At 36.7% G+C, this 25,536-nt stretch carries 21 protein-coding genes; 16 read left to right on the forward strand and 5 right to left on the reverse strand.

The annotated features are described in order from the left end of the window. Positions 1-65: 65 nt before the first annotated feature. Positions 66-1,139 carry a sensor histidine kinase gene (locus RGQ13_RS09970; protein WP_348389604.1) on the forward strand — a complete coding sequence of 358 codons (1,074 nt, stop codon included), beginning with the start codon at positions 66-68 and terminating at the stop codon, positions 1,137-1,139. Then, complete coding sequence (locus RGQ13_RS09975; RefSeq protein ID WP_348389605.1) at positions 1,136-1,960, forward strand: LytR/AlgR family response regulator transcription factor; 825 nt, start codon at positions 1,136-1,138, stop codon at positions 1,958-1,960. Before RGQ13_RS09970 ends, RGQ13_RS09975 begins: the two co-directional genes overlap by 4 nt. Here RGQ13_RS09975 and RGQ13_RS09980 read toward each other — a convergent pair. From RGQ13_RS09980 to RGQ13_RS09990, 3 genes are all read right to left on the reverse strand, one after another. Then, positions 1,957-2,988: an ATP-dependent 6-phosphofructokinase gene (locus RGQ13_RS09980; RefSeq protein ID WP_348389606.1), complete on the reverse strand. Its 1,032-nt coding sequence runs from the start codon at positions 2,986-2,988 to the stop codon at positions 1,957-1,959. The two genes, RGQ13_RS09975 and RGQ13_RS09980, sit on opposite strands and share 4 nt — an antisense overlap. Positions 2,989-3,119: 131 nt before the next feature. Further along, the gene (gene pyk, locus RGQ13_RS09985) at positions 3,120-4,565 is read right to left on the reverse strand and encodes a pyruvate kinase (RefSeq protein WP_348389607.1); all 1,446 of its coding nucleotides are present in this window, start codon (positions 4,563-4,565) and stop codon (positions 3,120-3,122) included. Between the two features lie 30 nt (positions 4,566-4,595). Beyond that, the gene (locus RGQ13_RS09990) at positions 4,596-5,444 is read right to left on the reverse strand and encodes a MurR/RpiR family transcriptional regulator (RefSeq protein WP_348389608.1); all 849 of its coding nucleotides are present in this window, start codon (positions 5,442-5,444) and stop codon (positions 4,596-4,598) included. 278 nt (positions 5,445-5,722) lie between these two features. On the opposite strand from RGQ13_RS09990, the gene zwf reads away from it, so the two are divergent. Genes zwf through RGQ13_RS10015 form a run of 5 tightly spaced genes read left to right on the forward strand, consistent with a single transcriptional unit; the run spans position 5,723 to position 11,359 of the window. Then, positions 5,723-7,189 carry a glucose-6-phosphate dehydrogenase gene (gene zwf / locus RGQ13_RS09995; protein WP_348389609.1) on the forward strand — a complete coding sequence of 489 codons (1,467 nt, stop codon included), beginning with the start codon at positions 5,723-5,725 and terminating at the stop codon, positions 7,187-7,189. After that, positions 7,189-7,881 (forward strand): 6-phosphogluconolactonase, encoded by a 693-nt coding sequence (pgl, locus tag RGQ13_RS10000; protein ID WP_348389610.1) that lies wholly within the window; start codon positions 7,189-7,191, stop codon positions 7,879-7,881. The genes zwf and pgl overlap by 1 nt, the downstream gene beginning before the upstream one ends. An 18-nt stretch (positions 7,882-7,899) precedes the next feature. Then, positions 7,900-9,717: a phosphogluconate dehydratase gene (edd, locus tag RGQ13_RS10005; protein ID WP_348393396.1), complete on the forward strand. Its 1,818-nt coding sequence runs from the start codon at positions 7,900-7,902 to the stop codon at positions 9,715-9,717. Between the two features lie 5 nt (positions 9,718-9,722). Beyond that, complete coding sequence (locus RGQ13_RS10010) at positions 9,723-10,712, forward strand: glucokinase (protein WP_348389611.1); 990 nt, start codon at positions 9,723-9,725, stop codon at positions 10,710-10,712. Then, positions 10,703-11,359 (forward strand): bifunctional 4-hydroxy-2-oxoglutarate aldolase/2-dehydro-3-deoxy-phosphogluconate aldolase, encoded by a 657-nt coding sequence (locus RGQ13_RS10015; protein ID WP_348389612.1) that lies wholly within the window; start codon positions 10,703-10,705, stop codon positions 11,357-11,359. Before RGQ13_RS10010 ends, RGQ13_RS10015 begins: the two co-directional genes overlap by 10 nt. 362 nt (positions 11,360-11,721) lie before the next feature. Here RGQ13_RS10015 and gap read toward each other — a convergent pair whose 3' ends face one another. Continuing rightward, positions 11,722-12,750 carry a type I glyceraldehyde-3-phosphate dehydrogenase gene (gene gap / locus RGQ13_RS10020; protein ID WP_348389613.1) on the reverse strand — a complete coding sequence of 343 codons (1,029 nt, stop codon included), beginning with the start codon at positions 12,748-12,750 and terminating at the stop codon, positions 11,722-11,724. Between the two features lie 193 nt (positions 12,751-12,943). Here gap and gndA point away from each other — a divergent pair, with 193 nt between their 5' ends. The 9 genes from gndA to RGQ13_RS10065 all read left to right on the forward strand — a co-directional run bounded on the left by gndA (position 12,944) and on the right by RGQ13_RS10065 (position 23,469). After that, positions 12,944-14,470, forward strand: a complete 1,527-nt coding sequence (gene gndA, locus RGQ13_RS10025; protein WP_348389614.1) for an NADP-dependent phosphogluconate dehydrogenase — start codon at positions 12,944-12,946, stop codon at positions 14,468-14,470. Positions 14,471-14,482: 12 nt separating this feature from the next. Then, positions 14,483-14,878, forward strand: a complete 396-nt coding sequence (gene msrB / locus RGQ13_RS10030) for a peptide-methionine (R)-S-oxide reductase MsrB (RefSeq protein WP_348389615.1) — start codon at positions 14,483-14,485, stop codon at positions 14,876-14,878. Between the two features lie 127 nt (positions 14,879-15,005). Further along, positions 15,006-16,451 (forward strand): glyceraldehyde-3-phosphate dehydrogenase, encoded by a 1,446-nt coding sequence (locus RGQ13_RS10035; RefSeq protein WP_348389616.1) that lies wholly within the window; start codon positions 15,006-15,008, stop codon positions 16,449-16,451. A gap of 129 nt (positions 16,452-16,580) precedes the next feature. Continuing rightward, entirely contained in the window at positions 16,581-17,075 is a 495-nt protein-coding gene (locus RGQ13_RS10040; RefSeq protein ID WP_348389617.1) for a peroxiredoxin family protein, read from the forward strand. Positions 17,076-17,220: 145 nt separating this feature from the next. Next, entirely contained in the window at positions 17,221-18,348 is a 1,128-nt protein-coding gene (locus RGQ13_RS10045; protein WP_348389618.1) for a M14 family metallopeptidase, read from the forward strand. A gap of 122 nt (positions 18,349-18,470) precedes the next feature. After that, positions 18,471-19,946 carry an alanine/glycine:cation symporter family protein gene (locus RGQ13_RS10050; protein ID WP_348389619.1) on the forward strand — a complete coding sequence of 492 codons (1,476 nt, stop codon included), beginning with the start codon at positions 18,471-18,473 and terminating at the stop codon, positions 19,944-19,946. 97 nt (positions 19,947-20,043) lie between these two features. After that, positions 20,044-20,367, forward strand: coding sequence for a hypothetical protein (locus RGQ13_RS10055; protein ID WP_348389620.1), 324 nt, complete (start codon positions 20,044-20,046; stop codon positions 20,365-20,367). Positions 20,368-20,374: 7 nt separating this feature from the next. Beyond that, on the forward strand, positions 20,375-20,677 hold the full coding sequence (locus RGQ13_RS10060; RefSeq protein ID WP_348389621.1) for a YeaC family protein: 303 nt from the start codon (positions 20,375-20,377) through the stop codon (positions 20,675-20,677). Beyond that, a complete protein-coding gene (locus RGQ13_RS10065; protein WP_348389622.1) occupies positions 20,674-23,469 on the forward strand; it encodes a DUF349 domain-containing protein in 2,796 nt (931 codons plus the stop codon). The genes RGQ13_RS10060 and RGQ13_RS10065 overlap by 4 nt, the downstream gene beginning before the upstream one ends. Before the next feature lie 85 nt (positions 23,470-23,554). Here the strand turns inward: RGQ13_RS10065 and sppA are convergent, their stop codons facing one another. Next, positions 23,555-25,426: a signal peptide peptidase SppA gene (gene sppA, locus RGQ13_RS10070; protein ID WP_348389623.1), complete on the reverse strand. Its 1,872-nt coding sequence runs from the start codon at positions 25,424-25,426 to the stop codon at positions 23,555-23,557. Positions 25,427-25,536: the final 110 nt, after the last annotated feature.

Here is a 25,536-nt window from a genome sequence, read left to right on the forward strand (position 1 = left end):
TTTACACTATTATTCAGTAATAATGAAGTTATAGATTAAATTTGTTTTAACTGTAGAGTAATATTTTGAATTGGAAAGAGTTTATCGAAAATCGAAATCGTTTTTTCTGGTTGCTGCATATCGGCGGCTGGATAGGTTTTGCGTTGGTTCACTTTCTTGGGTCTTTGTTACATGATTTAAGAGATTTATTTACTTGGGTGATTTTTTTAAGTGCCTATGCAGGTGCAATCATTTCCATCCCGCTACGTTACATCTACCAAAAAGCCTGGAATCTCACTCCAATAAAGATAGCTTTAGTAATAATAAGTTCATCATTCATAACTGGTTTATTATGGCAAATAGTCAAGAATATTACCTATTGGGAAATATACAAGCATGGTTGGAAGCCAGATTCTATTTGGTATTATAGCCAAAACACTCTGTGGTCTTTCTATATCATCTTAAGTTGGAGTGGTTTGTATTTCGGTATTAAGTACTATCAAATGCTGCAACAAGAAAGACAAAAGGTATTAAGCGCTAATAATATGGCTAACCAGGCACAGCTTAAAATGTTGCGCTATCAGTTAAATCCACACTTTCTCTTTAATACGTTAAATGCCATTTCTACACTCGTTTTAATTAATGATAATAAAACCGCGAACGGTATGGTAACTAAGCTAAGTGACTTTTTACGCTATTCGTTAGATATGGATCCAATGAAAAAAGTAACCTTGTCGCAAGAAGTAAAAGCGGTAAATCTTTATCTAGAAATAGAAAAAGTACGTTTTGAAGAACGATTGAGAGTTACTTTTGAAGTTCAAAATAACTGTCAAAATGCCTTAGTGCCAAGTATGTTGTTTCAACCAATAGTAGAAAATGCAATCAAATACGCCATCGCTGTTAAAGAAAATGGTGGCACTATAGCGATTAAAGTATCAAGGTTTGCCAATGATCTGCAGTTAGAAATTGCTGATGATGGTCCCGGCACTGAGATTATCAATGGCAACTTGCACAGAGAGAATGGCGTAGGACTAGTTAACACTAAAGATCGTTTGTCAGCACTATATGATAATAATTATTCCATAGTAGTTAGTGACAATATCCCAACAGGCGTTAAAATAAACATACGTATTCCATTTCAACTTGAACATGACGAATGAATAAAACGCTAAAAACAATAATAGTTGATGACGAGCCTCTTGCAAGAAAAGGCTTAGCCGTTAGGCTAGGAGCTTTTGAAAATATCGACGTATGTGCATTATGCAGTAATGGCCGTGAGGCAATTCAGGAAATAACTAAGCAACAACCTGATTTAGTTTTTCTTGATATTCAAATGCCAGAAATAAATGGCTTTCAAGTAGTTCAAGCAATTGAAAGTATGCATGAAAAAATGCCTCTTATTGTTTTTGTCACTGCATTTGATCAATATGCAATTAAAGCCTTTGAAATACATGCTTTAGATTATTTACTTAAACCCGTTGATCATGACAGACTTGCTAGTGCTATTGATAAAGTGGTTAAAACCTTAGAACACGCTAAAGACGGTGAGCATAAAGATAAACTCGTACAATTAGTTAGTGACGTTACTGGTAATGACTGTGAGCAAATATTAGCTGAGCTTGCTGCTAATGCACCGGTAAGTGTAAGTCAGTATTCTGATGTGTTAGCGATTAAAGATGTTGGTGAAACAACGTTAGTACCGACCAAAGATATTCTTTGTATTGATGCCGCTGGTGATTATATGTGCGTCCATACACATAGTGGCACTCATATTTTAAGAAAAACAATGAAAGATCTAGAAGAGGTGCTCGACCCTAAAGTGTTTATTCGGATTCATCGCTCAAGCATTGTAAATAAAACCTATATTGATAAGTTTGGTAACCATGTTAGTGGCGAATACTACTTAATACTAACTAATGATAAAGAAATGAAAGTAAGTCGCAGCTACAAAGACAAAGTAAAGCAAGCAGTGTTAGGTTAAAGTTTATTTATCTTTGCCAACTCGGCAATGTCCAAAATAGAGTTTTGAGCCATTAACAAATCACCATTAACTTGTTTTTTGTGGCGAACAGCATACTTTATCTTAACTTCAACAATAGTCGCAGAAACTTCACCAATCATCACCATTGTTTTACCATTAATAATTGCATCTATGGCTGCGACACCCATTTTTGTCGCCATAATTCTATCTTTAGGTACAGGAGAGCCGCCTCGTTGGATATATCCTAAAATACATGGTGTACAAGTGATATTTGCGTAATTTTGTAGATCATTACACAGTTGATCAATACCTTGTGGCCATAGATTTTCAGCAGCAACAATTAAATAACTACTAGCCCCACGCTTTTCTTTGCAAAGTTTTATATGTTCAGCAATGTTTTGTAATTCAACACCCGGATTTTTAAAGTTTTCAAAGGTAATAACTTGCTCTGCACCGCTTGCAATACCAACATTTAAAGCTAAAAATCCACTATGTCGGCCCATAACCTCAATAACAAAAACACGTTCAAAAGCATCCGCGGTATCCCTGATCTTATCTATGGCATCAATTGCAGTATTTACAGCGGTGGCAAAACCTATGGTGTGATCTGTTCCATCCACATCATTGTCGATAGTTCCAGGCAAGGCGATTAATTGGCCTTTATAATGTTTATTAAGTGCTAACATGCCACAAAATGAGCCATCTCCACCAATAACAATCAACGCATCAATATTTAAATTATCTAAATGATCTGCCGCTAACTGTTGATTATTTTCATCTAAAAATTCTGGGCAGCGAGCACTTTTTAATATGGTGCCGCCACAATGAATTATATCTCTTACTTTCTGTTCTTCTAAAAGGATAAATTCATTGTTTATTAACCCTTTAAAGCCGTGCAAGAACCCAAATACTTTATGGCCATAGTGCAGGGCAGCTAGAGTACAACTACGTATTGCGGCATTCATCCCTGGAGCATCTCCTCCACTGGTCAGTATGGCGATATTTTTGAGTGGTTGGTTAGCGCTCATGGCTTTAGATCTTATTCATAAGTCATTAATAAATAAAGTATAACAGATCAATTTAAAGAGAAGTAAATTCTTCTAGAAACTATAAAGCCAGCTAAATTTAGCTGGCTTTATCAAAATAATGTTGAGGAATATTACTTTTTAACGGTTAATACTTTCATCGTATTAGATGCACCAACTGTTTCCATAGTATCACCATGGGTAAAGATAACTAAATCACCGTCGTTTAATTCAGATATATTAGTTGCCAATACAGCTTTTAACACATCTTTTGATAATTCACTGTCAGAAGAATTTGTTGAGTCAAATTGTACTGGGTAAACACCACGATAAATCGCTGATTTACTTAATGTCTTATCATGGCGAGATAACGAATAAATAGGTAAACCTGAAGTAATTCTCGACATGATTTTTGAAGTCATGCCCGATTCAGTTAACGAAACAATCGCCTTAACACCTTTTAAGTGATTCGCTGCGTACATAGCTGATAATGCAACAGTTTCAGATATACCTTCAAACATCATTTCAAGACGATGCCCTGAAATATTTACTGAACGTTGTTTTTCTGCACCGGTACACACTTGCGACATCGCTTTAACCGTTTCTACCGGGTATTTACCTGCAGCAGTTTCAGCACTTAACATTACCGCATCAGTACCATCAAGAACCGCATTGGCAACATCCATAACTTCTGCACGAGTAGGCATAGGCTGGGTGATCATTGTTTCCATCATTTGTGTCGCAGTAATAACTACGCGGTTCAACTGACGAGATCGAGCTATAATGTGTTTTTGTTTGCCAACAAGTTCAGCATCACCAATTTCCACACCCAAGTCACCACGGGCAACCATCACCACATCTGAGGCTAAAATAATTCCATCAAGTATATCATTGTCATTAACCGCTTCGGCACGTTCTATTTTTGATACTAAACGAGCGTTACACTTAGCCTCTTGCGCTAATAGACGAGCTTCACGCATATCTGCAGCATCACGTGGGAAAGAAACAGCTAAGAAATCTACATCTATCTTAGCGGCAAGTTTAATATCTTCTTTGTCTTTTGCTGTTAATGCCGCAGCTGTTAAACCGCCACCTTGACGGTTTATTCCTTTGTTATTTGAAAGAGGACCGCCTACAGTTGTGACAGTAAATACTTTATTACCTTCAATGCTTTCAACTTTTAGTTGTACACGACCATCATCTAACAACAGCACATCACCAGTAGAAACATCTTTAGGCAGTGCTTTATAATCGATACCTACGCTGTCTTTAGTGCCTTCTCCTTTACCTAAGTCAGCATCTAAAATAAATTTATCTCCAATGCTTAAGTTAATAGGACCATCTTTAAATGTAGAAACTCGTATTTTAGGGCCTTGTAAATCACCTAAAATACCTACATAAGTATTTAACTCTTTGGCAATAGCACGTACATTTTTAGCGCGAAGCATGTGATCTTCTGCAACACCATGTGAAAAGTTAAGGCGTACAACGTTAACTCCGGCTTTAATTACTTCTCTTAATACATTGATATCATCTGTAGCTGGCCCTAAGGTAGCAACAATTTTCGTTCTTCTAGGCATGGAAGGGAAACCTTATATTGTAAAATTTAATTATTCTTTACGCTCAAATCGTGAGCTACGTAAACTATCTTTAACTTTTTTCAAGTTATCTCGAAATTTTGATCCGCGGCGTAATGTAAAACCGGTGGCTAATATATCTATTAATGTAAGTTGTGCTATACGAGATGCCATTGGCATATATAAATCAGTATCTTCTGAAACTGTGGGAGATAAAACAATATTACATTCTTTAGCAAGTGGCGTATTTGCATCGGTTATTCCGATCACAATTGCATCGTTTTCACGAGCGATAGCAGCTACTTCAACTAGTGGTTTCGTTCGCCCGGTATGAGATATGACGACAACTACGTCACCTTGTGAGCTATTAATACTACTCATGCGTTGCATTAATACGTCATCAAAGTAAATAACCGGTACATTAAATCGGAAGAATTTGTTTTGAGCATCATGGGCTACAACTGCTGAAGCGCCAAGACCGAAAAATGATATTTTATTTGCTTGCGTTAAAACATCAACAGCACGATTGATCAAACTAGTGTCTAAACTTTTGCGTGCCATTTCAAGGTTTGCTAGGGTCGAATCGAAGATTTTTGTCGTATACTCTTCTGCAGAATCGTTTTCATCTACATGTCGATTAACGTAAGGAGTACCATTTGCTAAAGACTGGGCTAAATGTAGTTTGAAATCAGGATAACCTTTAGTGTCTAAACGGCGACAGAACCTATTAACTGTAGGTTCACTTATACTCGCTTGCTTAGCAAGTGCAGCTATACTTGCATGTATAACTGTTGCTGGCGAAGCTAATATTACTTCCGCGACTTTACGTTCTGATTTACTAAAAGAATCAAACTCGTTGGTGATTTTTTCTAATATATTCATTAACAGACCTCGATTGAATTGCTGTTACTGTAAATTATTTTTATGAAATAAAACAGCTTTTATGTAAATTTATTTCATATTTGTTGGTAAATACTACCTGAATTTCATACGTTATGAAACAAATTGACGGATTTATTTATCTAAAAGGCGCAAACGCTCGTTATATAAAGGATTGTTATGTGTAATTTAATTACAAAAAGTTCTTTACCTTAGCGTGATATAAGTTTAAATTAGTGTGAAATGTAATTTATTTTCATTATTTTGAGAGATTAATATTCATGTCTGAATCTTCATTATTATCAGCTAAACAAATCGTATTATTCGGTGCTGCAGGTGATTTATCTAAGCGTAAATTGTTTGCTGCTCTATATCAGCTATTTGTAGCAGACCTACTCGTAGATGAGGTTAAAATCATTGGCGTTGCTCGTATAGAGCTAGATGACGTCAGCTTCCAAGCTTTTGTAAAAGATAACCTGAACAATTTTGTAGCCGATCAAATTGAGGCCGATAAAGTTGAAGAATTTATTCAATTATTTTCTTATGTGCAATTGGATTTCTCTGATCAAGCTGGCTTTAAAACACTAGCTAAAGCACTTGATGCAAACGCTTATACATTACACTACTTGGCAACACCGCCTTCAATATACGGATTAATTGCCGATGGGTTAAAAGCTCACAAGTTAAATAATGACTTTGCTAGAGTTGTGATGGAAAAACCAATTGGTCATGATCTAGAAAGCTCGAAAGTAATAAACGATTTAGTCAGCCGACATTTTAAAGAATCACAAATCTACCGGATTGATCACTATCTTGGTAAAGAAACAGTATTAAACTTAATATCATTACGGTTCGCTAATTCACTATTCAGTACCAACTGGGATCATACCTGTATTGATCATGTGCAAATAACAGTAGCTGAAAGTGTGGGCATTGAAGGTCGTTGGGGCTTTTACGATGATACCGGTCAAATACGTGACATGGTACAAAACCATCTATTACAAATATTGTCTTTGCTCGCTATGGAGCCACCTACGGATTTATCCTCAGAAAACATTCGTGATGAAAAACTTAAAGTAATTAAAGCCTTAAGAAAAATTGACCGTACAAATGTTCATGAAAAAACGGTCCGAGGCCAATATACAAAAGGGCATATGAATGGCCAGCCTGTACCTGGTTATACAGAAGAGGAAGGGGCTGTTACTGACAGTACAACAGAAAGTTTTGTTGCAATTAAAGCTGAAATTGATAACTGGCGTTGGGCCGGTGTTCCGTTTTATATGAGAACAGGCAAACGCATGCCATGTAAGCATTCTGAAGTTGTGATCCATTTTAAACATCAACCACATAATATTTTTGATAATAGCTACTCACAACTTCCAGCAAATAAATTAACGATTCGTCTACAACCTGACGAAGGTGTTGAATTAACTGTGATGAATAAAGTTCCAGGTATTACTAAAGAACTACAAATTAAAGAGACAAAACTCGATTTAAGTTTTTCAGATATAAATGATGATTCACGAGTTGTAGATGCCTATGAGAGATTAATTTTAAGCGCTATAAACGGCAATGCCGGTTTATTTATACGCCGCGATGAAGTAGAAGCATCATGGGAGTGGATAGATAGTATTAAAGCTGCATGGGATGCATCAAATGAATTACCTAAAGGCTATGCTGCAGGCTCTTGGGGGCCTGTTTCTTCAATTGCTCTTATTGCAAGAGATGATAGAGATTGGGACGAATAATGATTATTAATAACACGTTTAAATCACGATCTCAGCTCGATCGTAAATTCGCTCAGCGTATTGCCAAACAGTTAACTACGGCTATTTCTGATAAAGGCTACGCTAGCATTGCTTTTTCAGGTGGTAGTACTCCTAAAGGTCTGTTTAACGAGCTTTCAAATAAAAATATAGATTGGTCTAACGTGACCATTACTTTAGTGGATGATCGTTGGGTAGATACTGCAAGCAAAGACTCTAATGATCGATTACTAAGAGAAAATTTATTACAAAACTATGCTGCCAAAGCAACATTCTTTTCTTTAAAACAAGCTGAAAACTTGTCTGAGCAATATTTAGCTAATATAACCGAGCAAGCTAGTAGGTTTACGCCTTTAGATGTGGTTATTTTAGGAATGGGCGAAGACGGTCATACGGCATCAATATTTCCTTGTAGTGCACAAGTTCATCAAGGACTCGATGAACTTGCAGATCCTGCGTTAATAAAGGTTGTACCAACTACGGCTCCCTATGAGCGGGTTACCTTTAACTATGCGGCGATAATTCAAGCTTCACATCTTTATTTACACGTTGTCGGTCAATCAAAACAAGATGTTATCTCGCAAGCACTTGCAGATGATGACGCGACAGCCATGCCAATTAGAGCATTTTTACAAAATAAAGATAAAACCTGCAATATTTTCTGGGCGGAATAACCAATGTCAAATATCAAAATGAATGCAAATATTACTGCGATCACTAATCGCATAATTGATAGAAGTAAAACTCAAAGAGCCGATTATCTAGCAAAAATAGACAATGCTAAGTCTTCAAAAGTTCATCGCTCTGCCTTATCTTGTGGCAACTTAGCCCATGGTTTTGCCGCTTGTGGTAAAGAAGATAAGTCTATTTTAAAACAGTTGAATCATAGTGACGTAGCTATTGTATCGGCTTATAACGATATGTTGTCAGCGCATCAGCCCTATGAAACTTATCCTGAAATTATTAAACAGGCTGTTCGAGATACTGGTGGTGTAGCACAATTTGCTGGTGGCGTACCGGCAATGTGTGATGGTGTGACTCAAGGCCAACCAGGTATGGATCTTAGCTTGATGAGCCGAGATGTTATTGCCATGTCTTCTGCTGTAGCGCTTTCTCATAATATGTTTGATGGCACGTTAATGCTTGGTATCTGTGACAAAATAGTTCCCGGTTTATTAATTGCTGCAATGACTTTTGGTCATTTACCAACCGTGTTTGTACCTGCAGGGCCAATGCCTTCTGGTATTCCAAATAAAGAAAAAGCCCGTGTTAGACAACAATTTGCTAAGGGTGAAGTCGGGGAAGATGAGTTATTAGAAGCTGAATCTTCGTCTTATCATGCCCCGGGTACTTGTACGTTCTTTGGTACAGCAAACTCAAATCAATTAGTGGTAGAAGTCATGGGCTTGCATTTACCTGGTGCTTCGTTTGTTGCTCCTAATACGGAGCTTAGAGAAGAGCTTACTAAAGCTGCAGCACGACAAGTGACACGTTTAACTCAACAATCGGGTAATTATGTGCCTGTTGGTAAAATGGTAGATGAAAAATCTATTGTTAACGCCATTGTTGCTTTACTAGCAACGGGCGGTTCAACAAATTTAACCATGCATATTATTGCGTTTGCTCGCGCAGCAGGGATTATTATTAATTGGGATGATTTTGCTGATTTATCTGATGCTGTACCGTTAATGACTCGTATTTATCCTAATGGTTTTGCTGACATCAACCAATTCCAAGAAGCAGGTGGTATGGCATTACTCTTTAGAGAGCTGATTGATGCTGGTTTACTTCATGAAGATGTAGATACTATTTGTGGTCAAGGTTTAGAGCGTTATACACAAGTTCCTACAATGCAAGATGGCAAACTTGTTTGGATTGATGGTCCAACTGAATCAGGCGACTTAGAGATTATTGCTAATCCTGGTTCTCCTTTCAAAGCTGATGGTGGTTTAAAATTACTTAAAGGTAATTTAGGTCGCTCTGTATTAAAAACCTCTTCATTGCGTCCTGGTCAAGAAGTGATTAAAGCACCGGCAGTTGTGTTTGAAGATCAGCATGAACTTGATGCAGCCTTCCAATCAGGTGCATTAGATAAAGATTTTGTTGCAGTAGTAAGGTTCCAGGGCCCTAAAGCCCGTGGTATGCCTGAATGTCATAAGTTAACGCCTCCACTTGGTGTACTGCAAGATAAAGGCTTTAACGTCGCCTTAGTTACCGACGGTCGAATGTCTGGTGCGTCAGGTAAAGTACCTGCTGCAATACATTTAGTACCAGAAGCACTTGATGGCGGTTTGATCGCTAAAGTTCAAACTGATGATATGATTTTGGTGGACGGCATAACGGGGGAATTAACATTATTAGTTGATGAAGCAGAGTTAGCAAAGCGTCCATTAGCTAAATTTGCTGCACACCATGAACATCAAGGTATGGGCCGAGAAATGTTTGGCTTTATGCGAAGTAATTTGAGTGGTGCTGAGCTTGGCGCATGTTCTTTGTTTTCTGAGGAATAAGTCTGATGACAGTAAATACTATTAACATTGTTGCTGACATTGGAGGGACCAACCTTCGTATCGCAATGATAGATGAATTAGGAAATACTCAGAATTTAAAGACTTATCAATGTTCTGAGTACCCAAGTTTGCGTAGTGTAATTGATGATTATTTTGAACTGTTTTCAATCAATGGCAGTAAACAAAACGTTAACGCATGTTTGGCTATTGCTTGTCCTGTTGATCAAGACTTAATTGATATGACCAACTTGCCATGGAGCTTTTCTAAGGCAAAGTTAAAAGCAGATTTAAGCTTCAATAAACTTTACATGATCAACGACTATACAGCTATTGCTTGGTCTATTAATAGTTTAGATGAATGGCAAAAATATAAAGTAGGTGGTGGTGAGGTTGTCAATCACAAACCTATCGCAATATGTGGTCCAGGTACTGGTTTAGGCGTTGCCAACGTAATTTGGGGTAATGACCAATGGATCAGTGTTGGCGGTGAAGGAGGTCACTCAGACTACGCTCCAATCAATGATGTTGAAGTTGCAATTTTAAACTACTTAAAAGAAAAGTATTCGCGCGTATCTTATGAACAGTTACTTTCCGGATTAGGTATTGAGCAAATATATCAAGCACTTTGTCACTATAGAGATGTTGATACTAACAACTTTGATGCAGCAGAAATATCAAACCGCGCAATCGAAAAAACTTGCGATATATGTTTAGAAACGATGGAACAGTTTTGTAAAACGTTAGGCAGTTTTGCGGGCAATTTAGCATTAACAACAGCCAGTTTTGGTGGAGTTTATATTGCTGGTGGTATTGTACCGAGATTTTTAGAATTTTTTGAAGAAAGCGGTTTCAGACGCCGTTTCGAAGCAAAAGGCAGATTTACGCATTTTAATGCGAAAATACCGACTTTTGTAATTACTGAATCACAACCTGGTTTAATAGGTGCTAGCGCCTTTTTAATTCAACAAAACAAAAATGAGGCCCTATGTCTTTAACAAATAAATGGCAAACTCAGCCAGAAGAAATCTTTGCATTGGGATCTATTGTTCCTGTATTAGTAATTGAAAATGTTGAGGATGCAGTACCCATTGCAAAAGCATTAATTGCTGGCGGTATCAATGTTCTTGAAGTGACTTTAAGAACAGCTAATGCATTAGCTGTGATCAAAGAAATTGCTACTAATGTTCCTGAAGCTATGATTGGCTCAGGTACAGTAATAAATCCAGAAACCTTACAGCAATCAATTGATGCGGGGGCAAAATTTGCTATAAGCCCGGGTTTAACCAAAGAGTTATTAGCGGCTTCGAAAGAGTCAGAAATACCACTGATCCCAGGAATTGCTTCAATATCAGAACTAATGACCGGTATTGATGCGGGTTTTGATCACTTTAAGTTTTTCCCTGCAGAAGCGGTTGGTGGCTCAAAATCAATTAAATCAATTTCAGGTCCATTTCCTAATATCCGTTTTTGTCCAACCGGTGGCATTAACCAAGATAACATGGGTAACTATTTAAGCTTAAACAATGTAAGTTGTATTGGTGGTTCATGGCTAGTGCCAAATGACGCGGTTGCTAATAAAGATTGGGCTAAAATTACTGAAATCACTAAAAACGCAGTAGCTGCAGCTAAGCAGTTTGCATAGTCTGTAACGTTTGATTTATAAGAATGAAGGCCGCATTAGCGGCCTTTTTTGTTTCTGTCAGCACCATGTAAACTTGCCCTTTTATTTCTTGCTTTATATAACCACAATTTAACTGGAGGAGGTCCCCGATGTCGCTTGAGCTCCTCGAGGATGACGTGGTTAAAGTTAACAAATACCGCTGACACTCAAAGATTCTAAATACCGAAAAAGTACCAAATTAAGCGCATTGTGAGTACTTTTTCTCTTCACAATGCGCCAAATGATTATGAAGGTGTTTTCTTTTTACTTAAACCTAGTTATACAAAAAAAGAACCTATAAAGGTTCTTTTTGTTAACTAACTAAATTCAAATAGCTAAATAAATTAGCTAGCTAAACGCTTTGGGATAACAGCTTCCTCATATGCAAACATATGTGCAGCTAAATCTAGGACTTTATTTGAGTAACCCATTTCATTGTCATACCATGATACAAGTTTTACGAATTTATCGGTCATAGCGATACCCGCTTTAGCATCAAATACACTTGTACATGATTCGCCAATAAAGTCATTTGAAACAACAGCGTCTTCGGTATAACCTAAAATGCCATTCATAGAACCTTCTGAAGCTTCTTTTACTACGGCACAAATGTCTTCATAACTTGCTGGAGTTTTAAGGTTAATAGTTAAATCGACTACTGAAACATCTGGAGTTGGTACTCTAAATGCCATTCCGGTAAGCTTTCCATTTAACTCTGGGATAACTCGGCCAACAGCTTTAGCTGCTCCGGTAGAAGAAGGAATAATGTTTTGACCAGCGCCACGGCCACCGCGCCAGTCTTTAGCACTCGGTGCATCAACTGTTTTTTGAGTAGCTGTTGCGGCATGAACGGTAGTCATTAATCCATTCTCAATACCAAAGTTATCATTGATAACTTTCGCTAGCGGCGCTAAACAGTTTGTAGTACAAGATGCGTTAGAAACAATATCTTCGCCTTGATACTCATCAAAGTTAACACCCGCAACAAACATTGGCGTTGCATCTTTAGAAGGGGCTGACATGATTACTTTTCTTGCACCAGCTGCAATGTGTTTACGAGCTGTTTCATCAGTTAAAAACAAACCTGTTGATTCTACAACAATCTCAGCGCCAACTTCATTCCACTTTAAATCTTCAGGATTACGTTCAGCAGTGATACGAACAGATTTTCCATTTACTATTAAAGCATTATCTACAACTTCAACGGTGCCTTTAAAACGGCCATGAGTTGAGTCATATTTAAGCATGTAAGCCATATAATCTATGTCAATCAAATCATTGATCGCAACTACTTCGACATCGTTTCGCTCAGCGGCAGCTCTAAATACTAATCGACCGATACGGCCAAAACCATTAATTGCAATTTTCTTCATGCTTAAAATCCTTATGGAAAATATTATGTTGTAAAATTACAACATTTGAGCGAAATATCAAGCTTTATTTGTGTTTACGTGTAGTTTTATTAGATTTTTGCTTAATTAGTTTGTAAACATTACAAAATGAAGCTATTTATGGCAAAATATATCAGTTAATAAAAAATCATTGAAAAAATGGATAATATTTTAAATGTCAAACAACACAAGTAAATGTGATATCGGCTTTGTCGGTCTTGGTGTTATGGGGAAAAACCTTGTACTAAATTTAGCCGACAATGGCTATAAAATTGCTGCTTTTGATTTAGATTCAGAAAAAGTTGCAGCAGCAATTCAGCAGGATGTATTAGAAACCAATAATCAAGCACCTAGAGTTATTGGCTGTTCATCATATACAGAATTACTTTCAAAATTAAAAGCACCACACTTAATCGTACTATCAGTACCTGCAGGCGAGATAGTTGACCAAGTTTGTCAAAACTTAATTGGAGCGGGTATACAACCTGATGACATTGTTATTGATACGGGCAACAGTTTATGGACTGATACAGTTAAAAGAGAATCAGTTTATAAAGATAACTTCATCTTTTTCTCATCAGCAGTGTCTGGTGGTGAAGTAGGTGCTAGATTTGGACCTGCTTTAATGCCAAGTGGGTCTGAATATGCATGGACTCGAGTGAAGCCTATTTGGAGTGCTATCGCTGCTAAAGTAGATGCTGTTACCGGTAAACCAATTGAGCGTACCGAACCAGGCCAAATTATCGAAGAAGGTGAGCCGTGTGCAGACTATATAGGTCCAGCAGGATCGGGCCATTATGTAAAGATGGTACATAATGGTATTGAATATGCAGATATGCAAATGATTTGTGAAGCCTATCATGTACTTCGTGAAGGCCTACAATATTCATGTGATGAAATAGCTGATATTTTCTCTCAGTGGAACGAAGGTGTTCTGGACAGCTACTTAATGGGTATATCTGTTGAAGTATTACGTCATAAAGACCCTGAAACAGGTTCGCACCTTGTTGATCTTATTCTTGATAAAGCCGGTCAAAAGGGCACTGGTTTATGGACGGCGGTAAGTTCATTAGAAGTTGGTTGTCCAGCACCGACAATTTCTCAAGCTGTTTACGCTCGTTCAATTTCTTCGTTTAAGGAATTACGCCAGCAAACTTCAAAAACGCTTTCAGCCCCACAAGTTGAGCGTTTTACTGAAGAGAAAAAGCTAGAAATGGTTACGCAATTACATGATGCTTTATATTGTGCAAAAATTTGTGCTTATGCTCAGGGTTTCCAATTAATGAAGCTTGCTAGTGTTGAACAAAATTGGAATTTAAATTTCGCTTCTATCGCTAAAATTTGGCGCTCAGGATGTATTATTCGTGCCGCATTTTTACAATCAATAACTGATGCATTTGAACGTGATTATAAACTTGAAAATTTATTACTTGATTCATTCTTTAGTGAACAGTTAAGTCAATATCAACAAAATTGGCGTTTTGCAGTAGCTAAAGCAACGATGATGGGAATTCCAATTGGCGCAATTTCTTCGTCTTTAAGTTACTATGATTCTATGCGCTGTGATGTTTTACCTGCTAACCTTTTACAAGGTCAGCGTGATTATTTTGGTGCACATACATTTAAACGTATTGATAAGCCCGTAACGCAAAAGTTTCACGTGCACTGGACAGAACCGGGTCGTCCGATAAAACAAGTTTAAAGGTGAGAATCAATGAGTTCAGATGATGATAAATTCAAAAAAACATTATCTGCTGACGCTTATCAAGTTTGTCGGTTAGGAGCCACTGAGTCACCTTTTTCAGGAAAGTACAACGAGCATTGGCAGCAGGGCAGTTACAATTGTGCTTGTTGCCAATGCTCTTTATTTTTAAGTACTAAAAAATTCCAATCTGGATGTGGATGGCCAAGTTTCTTTGAATCTATTACGAGCGCTATTTCTTATGTCGATGATAGTAGTCATGGCATGCAGCGCACTGAGATCAAGTGTAAGGGTTGTGAATCTCACCTTGGTCACGTTTTTAATGATGGACCCGCACCTACTTATAAACGATATTGTGTTAACTCACTAAGCCTCGATTTTGTGCCTGCAGATGGTACTAGTAAATAAGTTTTGTAAGTGGTGGAGAAAAGTTACAACATCAATTACAATACCCCCGAATTTTAATATTGCACCGGTTTTTTAATAAATTTACCGATGCAATTCCATTTTAGTTTTAACAGTTAAGGTTTATGTAATGACTTCTCAACATGAGGAAATGTACCAAAAGAGTTGGCAGGAACGCCAAGATTTCGCTGAAAGAATGCAACCGATTATTGGCCAATTATACCGTAACTTTGGTGTTGAGGTTTCAGTATATGGACGTCCATTAGTGAATGCCTCTGCTATTGATATTATCAAAGCACATAAATATGTTGGTACTCATGAAGAAACCAAATTACGTTTACGCGAAAGTTTCCCATTTGTAGAAGCGTTAAGCAAAATGGACTTACGTCCAGCAAGTATAGATGTTGGTAAATTAGCATATCGTTACTTGTTTCAAGGCGAAGCGAATGATTTAACTATTGAACAATACCTACAGAAAGAATTAGCACCATTAAAAGAGCAAGACGCTCCAGAGCCTAAAGATGTTGTACTATATGGCTTTGGTCGTATTGGTCGTATCTTAGCCCGATTACTTATCGAACGTACCGGACCAATGGCTAACTTACGTTTGCGTGCGATTGTTATTCGCCCAGGTAAAGGTGGTGATCTTGAAAAACGTGCTTCATTATTACGTCGTGATTCAATTCATGGTGCATTTAATGGCAGTATTTCAGTTGATGAAGACCAAGGTGCAATACGCGCAAATGGTGCTTACATTAAAGTTATCTACGCTAATTCACCTAGCGAGATAGATTACACCCAATACGGTATCAACGATGCCTTAGTTGTAGACAATACTGGTATTTGGTCTGATGAAGACGGTTTAGGTCAACATCTTCAATCTAAAGGTGTTGGTAAAGTGTTACTAACAGCACCAGGTAAAGGTGATATCAAAAACATCGTTTACGGTGTTAACCAAGATATGATCTTAGATGAAGATAAAATTGTATCAGCTGCAAGTTGTACTACTAACGCTATTACTCCTGTACTTAAAGCGCTGAACGATAAGTACGGTATTAAAAATGGCCACGTTGAAACAGTTCACTCATACACGAATGATCAAAACCTAATTGATAATTTCCATAAGTCAGAGCGTCGTGGCCGAAGTGCTCCTCTTAACATGGTTATTACTTCTACTGGTGCAGCAAAGGCTGTTGCTAAAGCATTACCAGAATTGAAAGGTTTATTAACGGGTAACGCAATTCGTGTTCCTACGCCAAACGTTTCAATGGCAATCATGAACTTAAATCTTAAAACGGGTACAAGTCGTGACGAATTAAACGATTATTTGCGTGGTATTTCGTTAGACTCGCCATTGCGTGAGCAAGTTGACTACACAGCATCTACTGAAATTGTTTCTACTGATTTAGTTGGCTCTCGTTTTGCTGGTGTTGTTGATTCACAAGCAACTATCGTTGAAGACGATCGCGCTGTATTATACGTATGGTACGATAACGAGTTTGGTTATAGCTGCCAGGTAGTTAAAGTTATGCATAAAATGGCTGGTGTTACGTTCCAGAATTTACCAAAAGCATAATTACTCATTTTTTTAGAATGAATACTAAGCCAGTGATGAGAGTCACTGGCTTATTTGTTTCTAAATATAGAAATAGATCTTATTCAATGATGGTCTACTAAATATGAAGGTTATTTTTAGGATTTTAAATTGAAAGGTTTTATTGCTCAGTTATTAATTATCGTACTTGTAGTCAACTTAGTATCAATGGTTAGAGAAACCAGTATGTTGTCTAGTTGGCATGAAGATACAGCGCCAAACTTTGAATTAACCACTCTTAGCGGCGAAAATGCATATATTTATCTTAGTAAACAAGGTCTCGAACATAACACCATAGTCTATTTTTTTGCCCCATGGTGCGCAATTTGTCGAGTAAGTATTCATAACTTACAAAATATTTATGAAAGAGATAATAATGTCAGTATTGTTGCTGTCGCATTAGATTTTGTAGATAAAGAAGAAGTCGCGGCTTTCTCAGAAGATTTAAACCTGTCTTTTCCAATTCTATTCGGAAATGAAGAGGTTAAACAGAGCTATCAGGTTTCTGCGTACCCAAGTTATTATGTACTAGATCAACTTGGTAAAATAGAGCATAGATCAATGGGTTACTCTACAGAGCTAGGTCTATTCCTTCGTAGTCGATAGTAAACAGATTCTATATTTCTCGTCAGTATTAATCTCTTTACAGTTATATGATTATAATATTGTAATATTTTTTCTCGTCTTGCTTTTTATCAAGCAAACACTTGTGTACACTTATTCAAATTTTTAAATAAGTAAAAGGTTTACTATGCAAATCTCTTCAAATTTTGATAGTGGTAATATTCGTGTCATTAAAGCTGATTCAGCTAACGATATACAACTTGAAATAAAACACGATAATCAATCTGATTATTATCAATGGTTTCATTTTAAATTACACAATAACGACCGTTGTGAACATACTTTAACTATCACCAATGCGGGTCAGTCGGCTTATGTTGAAGGTTGGAAGGATTATCAAGCAGTTGCTTCTTATGATCGTATTTCCTGGTTTAGAGTACCAACAGAATTTGATGGTCAAAATTTAACTATTACAGTAACACCTGAATTCGATTCAATGTATTTTGCTTATTTTGTGCCTTATAGTTATGAACGTCATCAAGATTTGATTCATCAGGCGCAGCTTGACGCAGACTGTAAACTTGAAGTGTTAGGGCAAACATTTGATGGCCGGGATATCAGCTTATTAAGAGTTGGTGAACCTGAAGAAGGAAAAATGAACATTTGGCTAACAGCTCGTCAACACCCCGGTGAAACGATGGCTGAGTGGTTTATGGAAGGTTTCATTGACCGTTTACTTGATGAAGACGACGGTACTGCCCGTGCTTTATTTAGTAAGGCCGTTTTTTACATGGTACCTAACATGAACCCTGATGGAGGGTATCGTGGTCACTTAAGAACTAATGCACTTGGGGTTAATTTAAACCGCGAGTGGCAAACACCGTCAATGGAAAAAAGCCCTGAAGTTTATCTTGTAACAGAAAAGATGAAGCAAGTTGGTGTTGATATGCATCTAGATATTCATGGTGATGAAGCGTTACCGGTTAATTTTGTTGCCGGTTGTGAAGGTATTCCTTCTTACAATGAACATATTAAAATGCTAGAAGAAAGATTTAAAAATGTTCTTTTAGCAATCACTCCTGAGTTTCAAGATAGTCGCGGCTATGACAAAGACGAACCTGGCAAGGCAAACTTAACTGTTGGCTCAAACTGGGTTGGTGAGCAGTTTAAGTGTTTGGCTTATACCGTAGAAATGCCATTTAAAGACAATGACTTATTACCTGATCCTGTTGTTGGTTGGAATGACAATCGTAGCAGCATCCTTGGTAGAGATACTTTGACTGCTATCTATCATGTTGTAGATGATCTAAGATAAGTCATATTAAGCTGAGTTCATAATTATGAACTCAGCATATACAAAAAATAACACCCACATACATATATGACAGTGGTGCGGGTTACATAACAATAAATAGAAATAATTTTTAGGGGTTTACTTTGCTAGAGTTTGTTAATTTTATAAATGGCATTATATGGAGTCCATTTTTAATATACCTTTGTTTAGGTACTGGTCTGTTTTTCTCATACAAAACTCGTTTTGTACAAGTTCGTTTCTTTCGAGAAATGTACCGTTTACTGTTATCAGGTAAAAGTTCAGATAAGGGTATTTCATCTTTTCAAGCTTTAGCCGTTTCATTATCTGGCCGTGTTGGTACAGGTAATATTGCTGGTGTTGCTGCTGCTATTGGTTTTGGTGGACCAGGTGCCGTATTTTGGATGTGGGTTGTTGCCTTTTTGGGTGCGTCGACAGCGTATGTTGAATCAACATTAGCGCAAATTTATAAAGAAGAAGATGATGGCGCTTATCGCGGTGGTCCAGCGTACTACATTGAAAAAGCGATGGGACAAAAATGGTATGCCTGGATATTTGCCATAGCAACAATTTTAGCCTGTGGCGTTATGCTGCCTATGGTGCAATCCAATGGTATTGGTGAAGCTGTAGAGCAAGCCTTTGGTACTGCAGGTACTCTTGATACTGCATTGGGCGTTATTAGTTATGCTAAAATTTATACTGCTACCGCAATTGTGTTATTACTCGGTTTTATCATTTTTGGTGGTGTTAAGCGTATTGCTCATTTCACTCAAATAGTAGTACCTTTTATGGCGCTTGCTTATATTTTAATTTCAATCGTTATCATTGGTTTAAACATCGACCAATTACCACATGTATTCATGTTAATTATTAACGATGCCTTTACACCTATGGCAGGTGTTGGCGCAGCAATTGGCTGGGGTGTTAAGCGCGGTGTTTATTCAAATGAAGCAGGTCAAGGAACTGGTCCACATGCAGCAGCTGCTGCTGAAGTAGATCATCCGGCTCAACAAGGTTTAGTACAAGCTTTTTCAGTTTATATTGATACGTTATTTGTTTGTTCTGCAACTGCATTTATGATCCTTATTACTGGCGCATACAATGTACATGGTGTTGGTGATGCGTTTATTATTCAAAATGTAGCTGCAGAAGTAGCCGCTAACAGTCCTGCATTTACTCAGATGGCAGTAGATAGCGTGTTTGTTGGTGTAGGAAAACCATTTATAGCCGTTGCATTATTCTTTTTCGCCTTTACTACAATATTGGCCTATTACTTTATTGCTGAAAATAATATCTATTGGATTAGACGCACATTTAAAGTACCAGCGTTAACTTTCATGTTAAAAGCAACAATAATGACTGCAACCTTTTACGGTACGGTAAAAGCTGCCGACGTAGCTTGGGGGATGGGCGACATTGGTGTAGGTCTTATGGCATGGTTAAATATAGTTGGCATCCTAATTATTTTCTTTATGTCAAAACCTGCGCTTAAAGCATTAAAAGATTATGAAGAGCAGCGTAAAGCAGGTGTTGAAAAATACACATTTGATCCTAAAAAACTTGGTATTAAGAATGCTGATATATGGGAAAAGAAGCTTTAACTTATTTTTTAGAAAAAAATTGAGTTAATTTGTAAAAAAACGTCCGCAAGGACGTTTTTTTTAGGTAAAATTAATCATACAAAATTGAGAGGTCTCTATGGCATTAATTAATTGTCCTAAATGTTCAAAACGAATATCATCTAAAGCTGCTGTATGTAATCATTGCCAGTGTATTTTAGGTGATTTAAATGAGGAACAACGAGTTAATATGCAACAGTTAACTCGTCTTGAAGTTTCGCAAAAATTAATGAATCAGTCTATGGTCGCCATGTTGTTATTTTGTGGTGGCTTTGGCTTTATGTTTTGGGGAGAGCCTTCTCCTGAGTCATGGCAATATAATATCGCTGCAGGAAGTGCCGTTTTAGGTTTTTCTTGGTATATCATAAATCGTGTTAGAATTTTAATGTTAAAGAAGAAGTAGAGTAGTCATGGATCTTTTTGAAGTTGTCGATAATATGTCGATTGAAATGTATGAACGTCTTAAACATGCGGCTGAAACTGGTAAATGGCCAGAAGGCACTCCTGTTGATAAAGCGCAAAGAGATTCGGCTCTTCAGCTTGCTATGGCTTATCAGTCAAGACATTTAAATAGTGATGATATTCTTACTATCGGCAGTGATGGTGGCATCGTTCATAAAACCAAAGCCCAGTTAAAAAAACAATTTAAACAAGCTGCAACAGCTGAAGCTTCAGATAGCAATGATGATATAGCCAGGTTCACAAACTTATGATATTTGACAAATTTTTCAAAGCAAAGTGGCAGCATAAAGATGCCAACGTTCGTATACAAGCAATTCAAGAATTCGATTTACTTGAGCAACGTAATGTAGAAATTATTAAGCAGTTGATAGAACATGACACTAGTGAATTAGTTTGCAGAGCTGCTCTGCTTAAACTAAATAATGTAGATCAATTTCTTAGCTGTGCTAATACACACAATAAATTAAATATTCGCCAGTTCGCTCATCAACGTCTGCAATTACAAATTTTAGAACCTGGAAATGTAATAACTGCATCTCAAAAAGTTAGTTATTTAAAACAGTGTGACAAAGCATCGTTTTTAGAAAGCTGGCTGATGATTGAACATGATCATGTACTATTACAGGCACTAATTACTAAAGTAAACAAACCTCATTCTCTAGCTCAATTCATGGTCAAAACCGACAATATTGATTTACAGCGTGAAATTTTATCAGATATTAATGAAATCAGCTTACTTGAGAAACTTGATAAAAAATTAAGTGATGGCGAATTTAAAACAGAGCTGGTTAATAAACTAACAAATTTACAAGAGCTTGCTGCTAAACCAGAAAAAATTAAAAAGCAATTACAGTTACTTTTATCAAAGTTACTTGCCTTAAAAGACCTGCAAGACTTTGCTGATATGCAAGAGCGTAAAGGTTCTTTAGAGGAAGAATGGCATACTGTTGTTGCAGATTTCGAAAATTTAAGTATCGAAGAAAAACAACAACACCTTGATAAATATGAACATATACAACAGCAATTGAAAAAACATTTTGCTCAACGAGAAGAAGTTTACTTACACGAGCAATTTATAAAAGATCAAAAAACTAAGCAGCAAGCCGAAAAACAAGCAATTAATACTGAAATAACGATAATTTCTCAGCAGATTAGTGAAGCAGTATTTGAAAATACTGAACTAGATGAATTTAAAGTCAGTCAACATTTAGACAACATAAATGTTCAAATTGAGTCATCTACAGTAGTCGATTCAGAGAAAGATAATTTATATAAACAAGTTAAAAGCTTACATAAGAAGCTGAACCAATTACCTGAAGTTGCAGAATGCGTAAGCAGTGCGACATCACTTATTTCTAAATTATCTACCTTAGCTATTCCTGCAACAATAGAGGAGCTAAATCTTCGCAAACCTGTTTTTGAACAGTGGCAACAACAATGGCAGCAAATAAATGATTTGGCTAATGATGTGTTACCACAATCTATTATTAGTGCCAGAGATGAATTGCAAAGTAGTTGGTCTAAAGCACTCAAACCGCTTGTGAAAGAACAACATTTAGCATTTGAGCATTTCCGCAAAAAAGTGTCTGAATTAAAACGTTTAATGGCAAATGGAAAATATAAATCAGCTTTTGGTCTGCATAAAAAACTAACTTATTTATTTAATGATTTGTCAGTAAGTCAGCAAGAACGATTAACTTCAGATTTTGAAACGGTTACCGGCAAAATTAATGAATTACATGAACTAGAAGCATTCGTTGTAACACCACGTAAACAAGAAATGTTAGCTGAAATCAAAGCTCTTGTAGAACAACCATTAGATAACCCTACAGCTCAAGCTGAGCAGGTAAAAACGTTCAGAAAACATTGGAATTCGTTAGGCCATGCAGATGAACTTTTAGATAAAGAGCTGAATGACCACTTTAACGAAGCTTGTGAACTTGCTTTTGCTCCATGTCGTGCTTTTTATGCAGAACAAGCAAATATTAGAGCAAATCATTTGCAACAAAAGTTGGAAATAATCGGCAAACTTGATGTTCTTTTGACAGAATCAAAAGCTGAACAAGTAAATTGGCGTGACATTGATAATCAACTACATAAACTATTAAAAGAATGGCGTGATTCTGGTGAAGTAGACCGTTCAGAATATGTAAAAATACAGCCTAAATTTAATAAATTAGTAGAACCACTTAAAAAGTCTATTAATGCATTCCACCATGATAACGCTGAAGCAAAACAGGCATTAATTGAGAAGGCAAAGCTGCAACTTGACAGTGAAGATGTATTTTCAGCGATTAATGAACTTAAATCTTTACAACATAAATGGCAAGATATAGGCCATGCAGGTCCGAATAAAGAAAATAGCCTATGGATGTCGTTTAGAAAAATTAATGATAAAGCTTTTGCCAAACGCAATGAAATTAAACAACAAGAGCAAGTACAATTAACTGCTCAAGCCGATGAATTTACATCACAATTAACTACATTAAATGACGCAGTAACTTCGGCTGTTGAATTAAAAGAACAACAAAAGCTACTTGCCGACATTGAAATGTTGATCAGTAACTTAAAAAGCACGAAACCTTTACTTAAAGCGTTATTGAATCAAGCGATAACTGCTGAAAATAATGTCAAGGCTAAGATTAAAGCATCTCAATCTGCAGCAAAACAGCAAGTATTCGTTAATTTATTTAGCGTTATGGCAGACATTACTAGTGAGTCTAATCTTGATCAAAACAGCTGTTACCTAGCTTTGCCAGCGAGTTGGCAAAAAACCGTTCAATTGGCTCTAGGTAAAGAAAGTAATAAAGAGCAGCGCGAACAGATCACTTTAGAACTTGAAATTCTTGCTAACATCGAATCACCAGCACAGTTTTCTGAACAAAGGTTGGCCGTTCAGGTTCAATTATTATCAGATAAGATGGTGCAGGGTGAAGAAATCAATGTTACAACGAAACTAAAGCAATGGTTAAATTGTGGAGCATTGTTAGAAGATGAGAAAGATTTACTTGCACGAGTAAAAGCGGTATTTGTTAAGTCGTAACGTGAAACTCTTTTAATCTACTAAAATTGTCACAAAATAAAAGCCTCAAATATGAGGCTTTTTTATTAGTTTATAAAACTGTAGTTTAGTTCACTTCACAAGCTAAGCAGAACGAGTACACACCTTTAGGATCATTTAATTGATTGATACTTTCAAACTCATTAATCATTGCCATAATGCGTTGTTTGAGGGTAGGGTTAGATAAGTTCATCATAGTAGATTCACTTTCAGGTAAAAATACTTGTGCTGATTCAAACATATTTCTTAAAAACATATCTTTTGCACTAAGCTCTTTTTCAACAACCCAAGTGTCATAAGTCTTTAAACCAGCTCTGTCTGCAGCAGCAATAACTGCATCATCAAGATTTCCTAGTTTATCAACTAATCCTAACTCTTGAGCTTTAGCTCCAGTCCAAACACGACCTTGAGCGATAGCATCAACTTGTTCGAGCGTCATACCACGATTTTCAGAAACTAGAGTTATAAACTCTTTGTATCCACGGTTAATGCTTGCTTGAATGATATTACCAATATCTTTATCTAATGGACGACTAACACCAAGGCCAGCCAATTCAGAAGTACCTATACCGTCAGTATGAATACCTAATTTATCAAGGGCACGGTCAAATGTAGGAAACATACCAAAAATACCAATTGAACCAGTGATGGTATTTGGTGATGCCCAAATTTCATTTGCTGATGCTGAAATCCAGTAACCTCCTGATGCAGCATAATTGGCCATTGAAGCAATAACTGGTTTGCCTTCTGCTTTTAATAATTCAACTTCTTGACGAATGATTTCTGAAGCATAAGCACTGCCTCCACCGCTATCTACTCTTAAAACAACCGCTTTTACTTTATCGTTTAAACGAGCTTTTCGTAAAAGTTTGGCAGTTGAATCTCCACCTATAGTACCTGGTTCTTGATCTCCATTTAAAATAGTTCCTTTGGCAACAATGATTGCAACTTTATCAGTCATAGGATTAACAACTGGGAAAGGGGCTTTATTTGCTTTTAAGTAATCTTTGTAAGAAATTTGACTAAAATGATCGCCACTTGTTGCTTTACCAACTTTTTCTATCATAGCAAGCCGAATTTGTTCACGAGTTCTAAGTTCATCAACTAAGCCACTTTGTAATGCATATAAAGCAAAGCTGCCTTCTGCTTTTTCAAGCTTTGCTAATAAGCCAACAGCGGTTTCATCAAAGTTAGCCATATCCAAATTACGGTTTTCAGCTATATCATACTTGTAACTTGTCCAAAGCTGATCAAGCCACTGTTTGTTTGCTTCTTTGGCTTTTTCTGACATATCGTCTCGTAGATATGGTTCAACAGCGGACTTATAAGTTCCAACTTTAAATACATGTGCAGTAACATTAAGTTTGTCTAACGCTGCTTTAAAGTAAGTTCTGTAACGGCCATAACCTTCTAGAACTATCGCACCTTCAGGGTTTATCCATACTTTATCTGCGTATGACGCTATATGATATTGGTCTTGGCTAAAATAATCTCCAAAAGCGACAACTTCTTTTCCTGACTGTTTAAAATCATTAATGGCTGCACCAATTTCTTGTAAATGATGTAAGCCTGCACGTTGCAAATTTTGAGGGTAAAGAACTAATGATTTGATTCGAACATCATTTTTAGCCGTTTTGATCACATCTTTAATCTCTGTGATCAACATTTCAGGATTCTCTTCTTTTTGATCAAATGCTTCTTGCATTATGGCATCAGCCGGATCAACAGTATGCTTTTGTTCAACAATGGTGCCATAAAAGTTAAGAACTAAAGCCGTTTTATCAGGAATTTTAACTTCATGGGAGTCGTCAGTTAATACACTGTATAAAAATATGATGAAGCCAAAAAAGACTAAATTTAAAAACACCTTTCTAGAGGTATTTAATATTACCCATAATTTATTGAATACTTTTTTAATAAAACTTGGTTTTTCAGACATATATCCTCACGTCTTGTTGAAAATTACTTCTTATATTCAATATACATCGCAATGAGTAAAAGATCTTTGTTAACTTCTCTATATTAAAAAATATTTACAATTAATCGTTA

The sequence above is a fragment of the Thalassotalea psychrophila genome (assembly GCF_031583595.1).
Taxonomy (GTDB): domain Bacteria; phylum Pseudomonadota; class Gammaproteobacteria; order Enterobacterales; family Alteromonadaceae; genus Thalassotalea_A; species Thalassotalea_A psychrophila.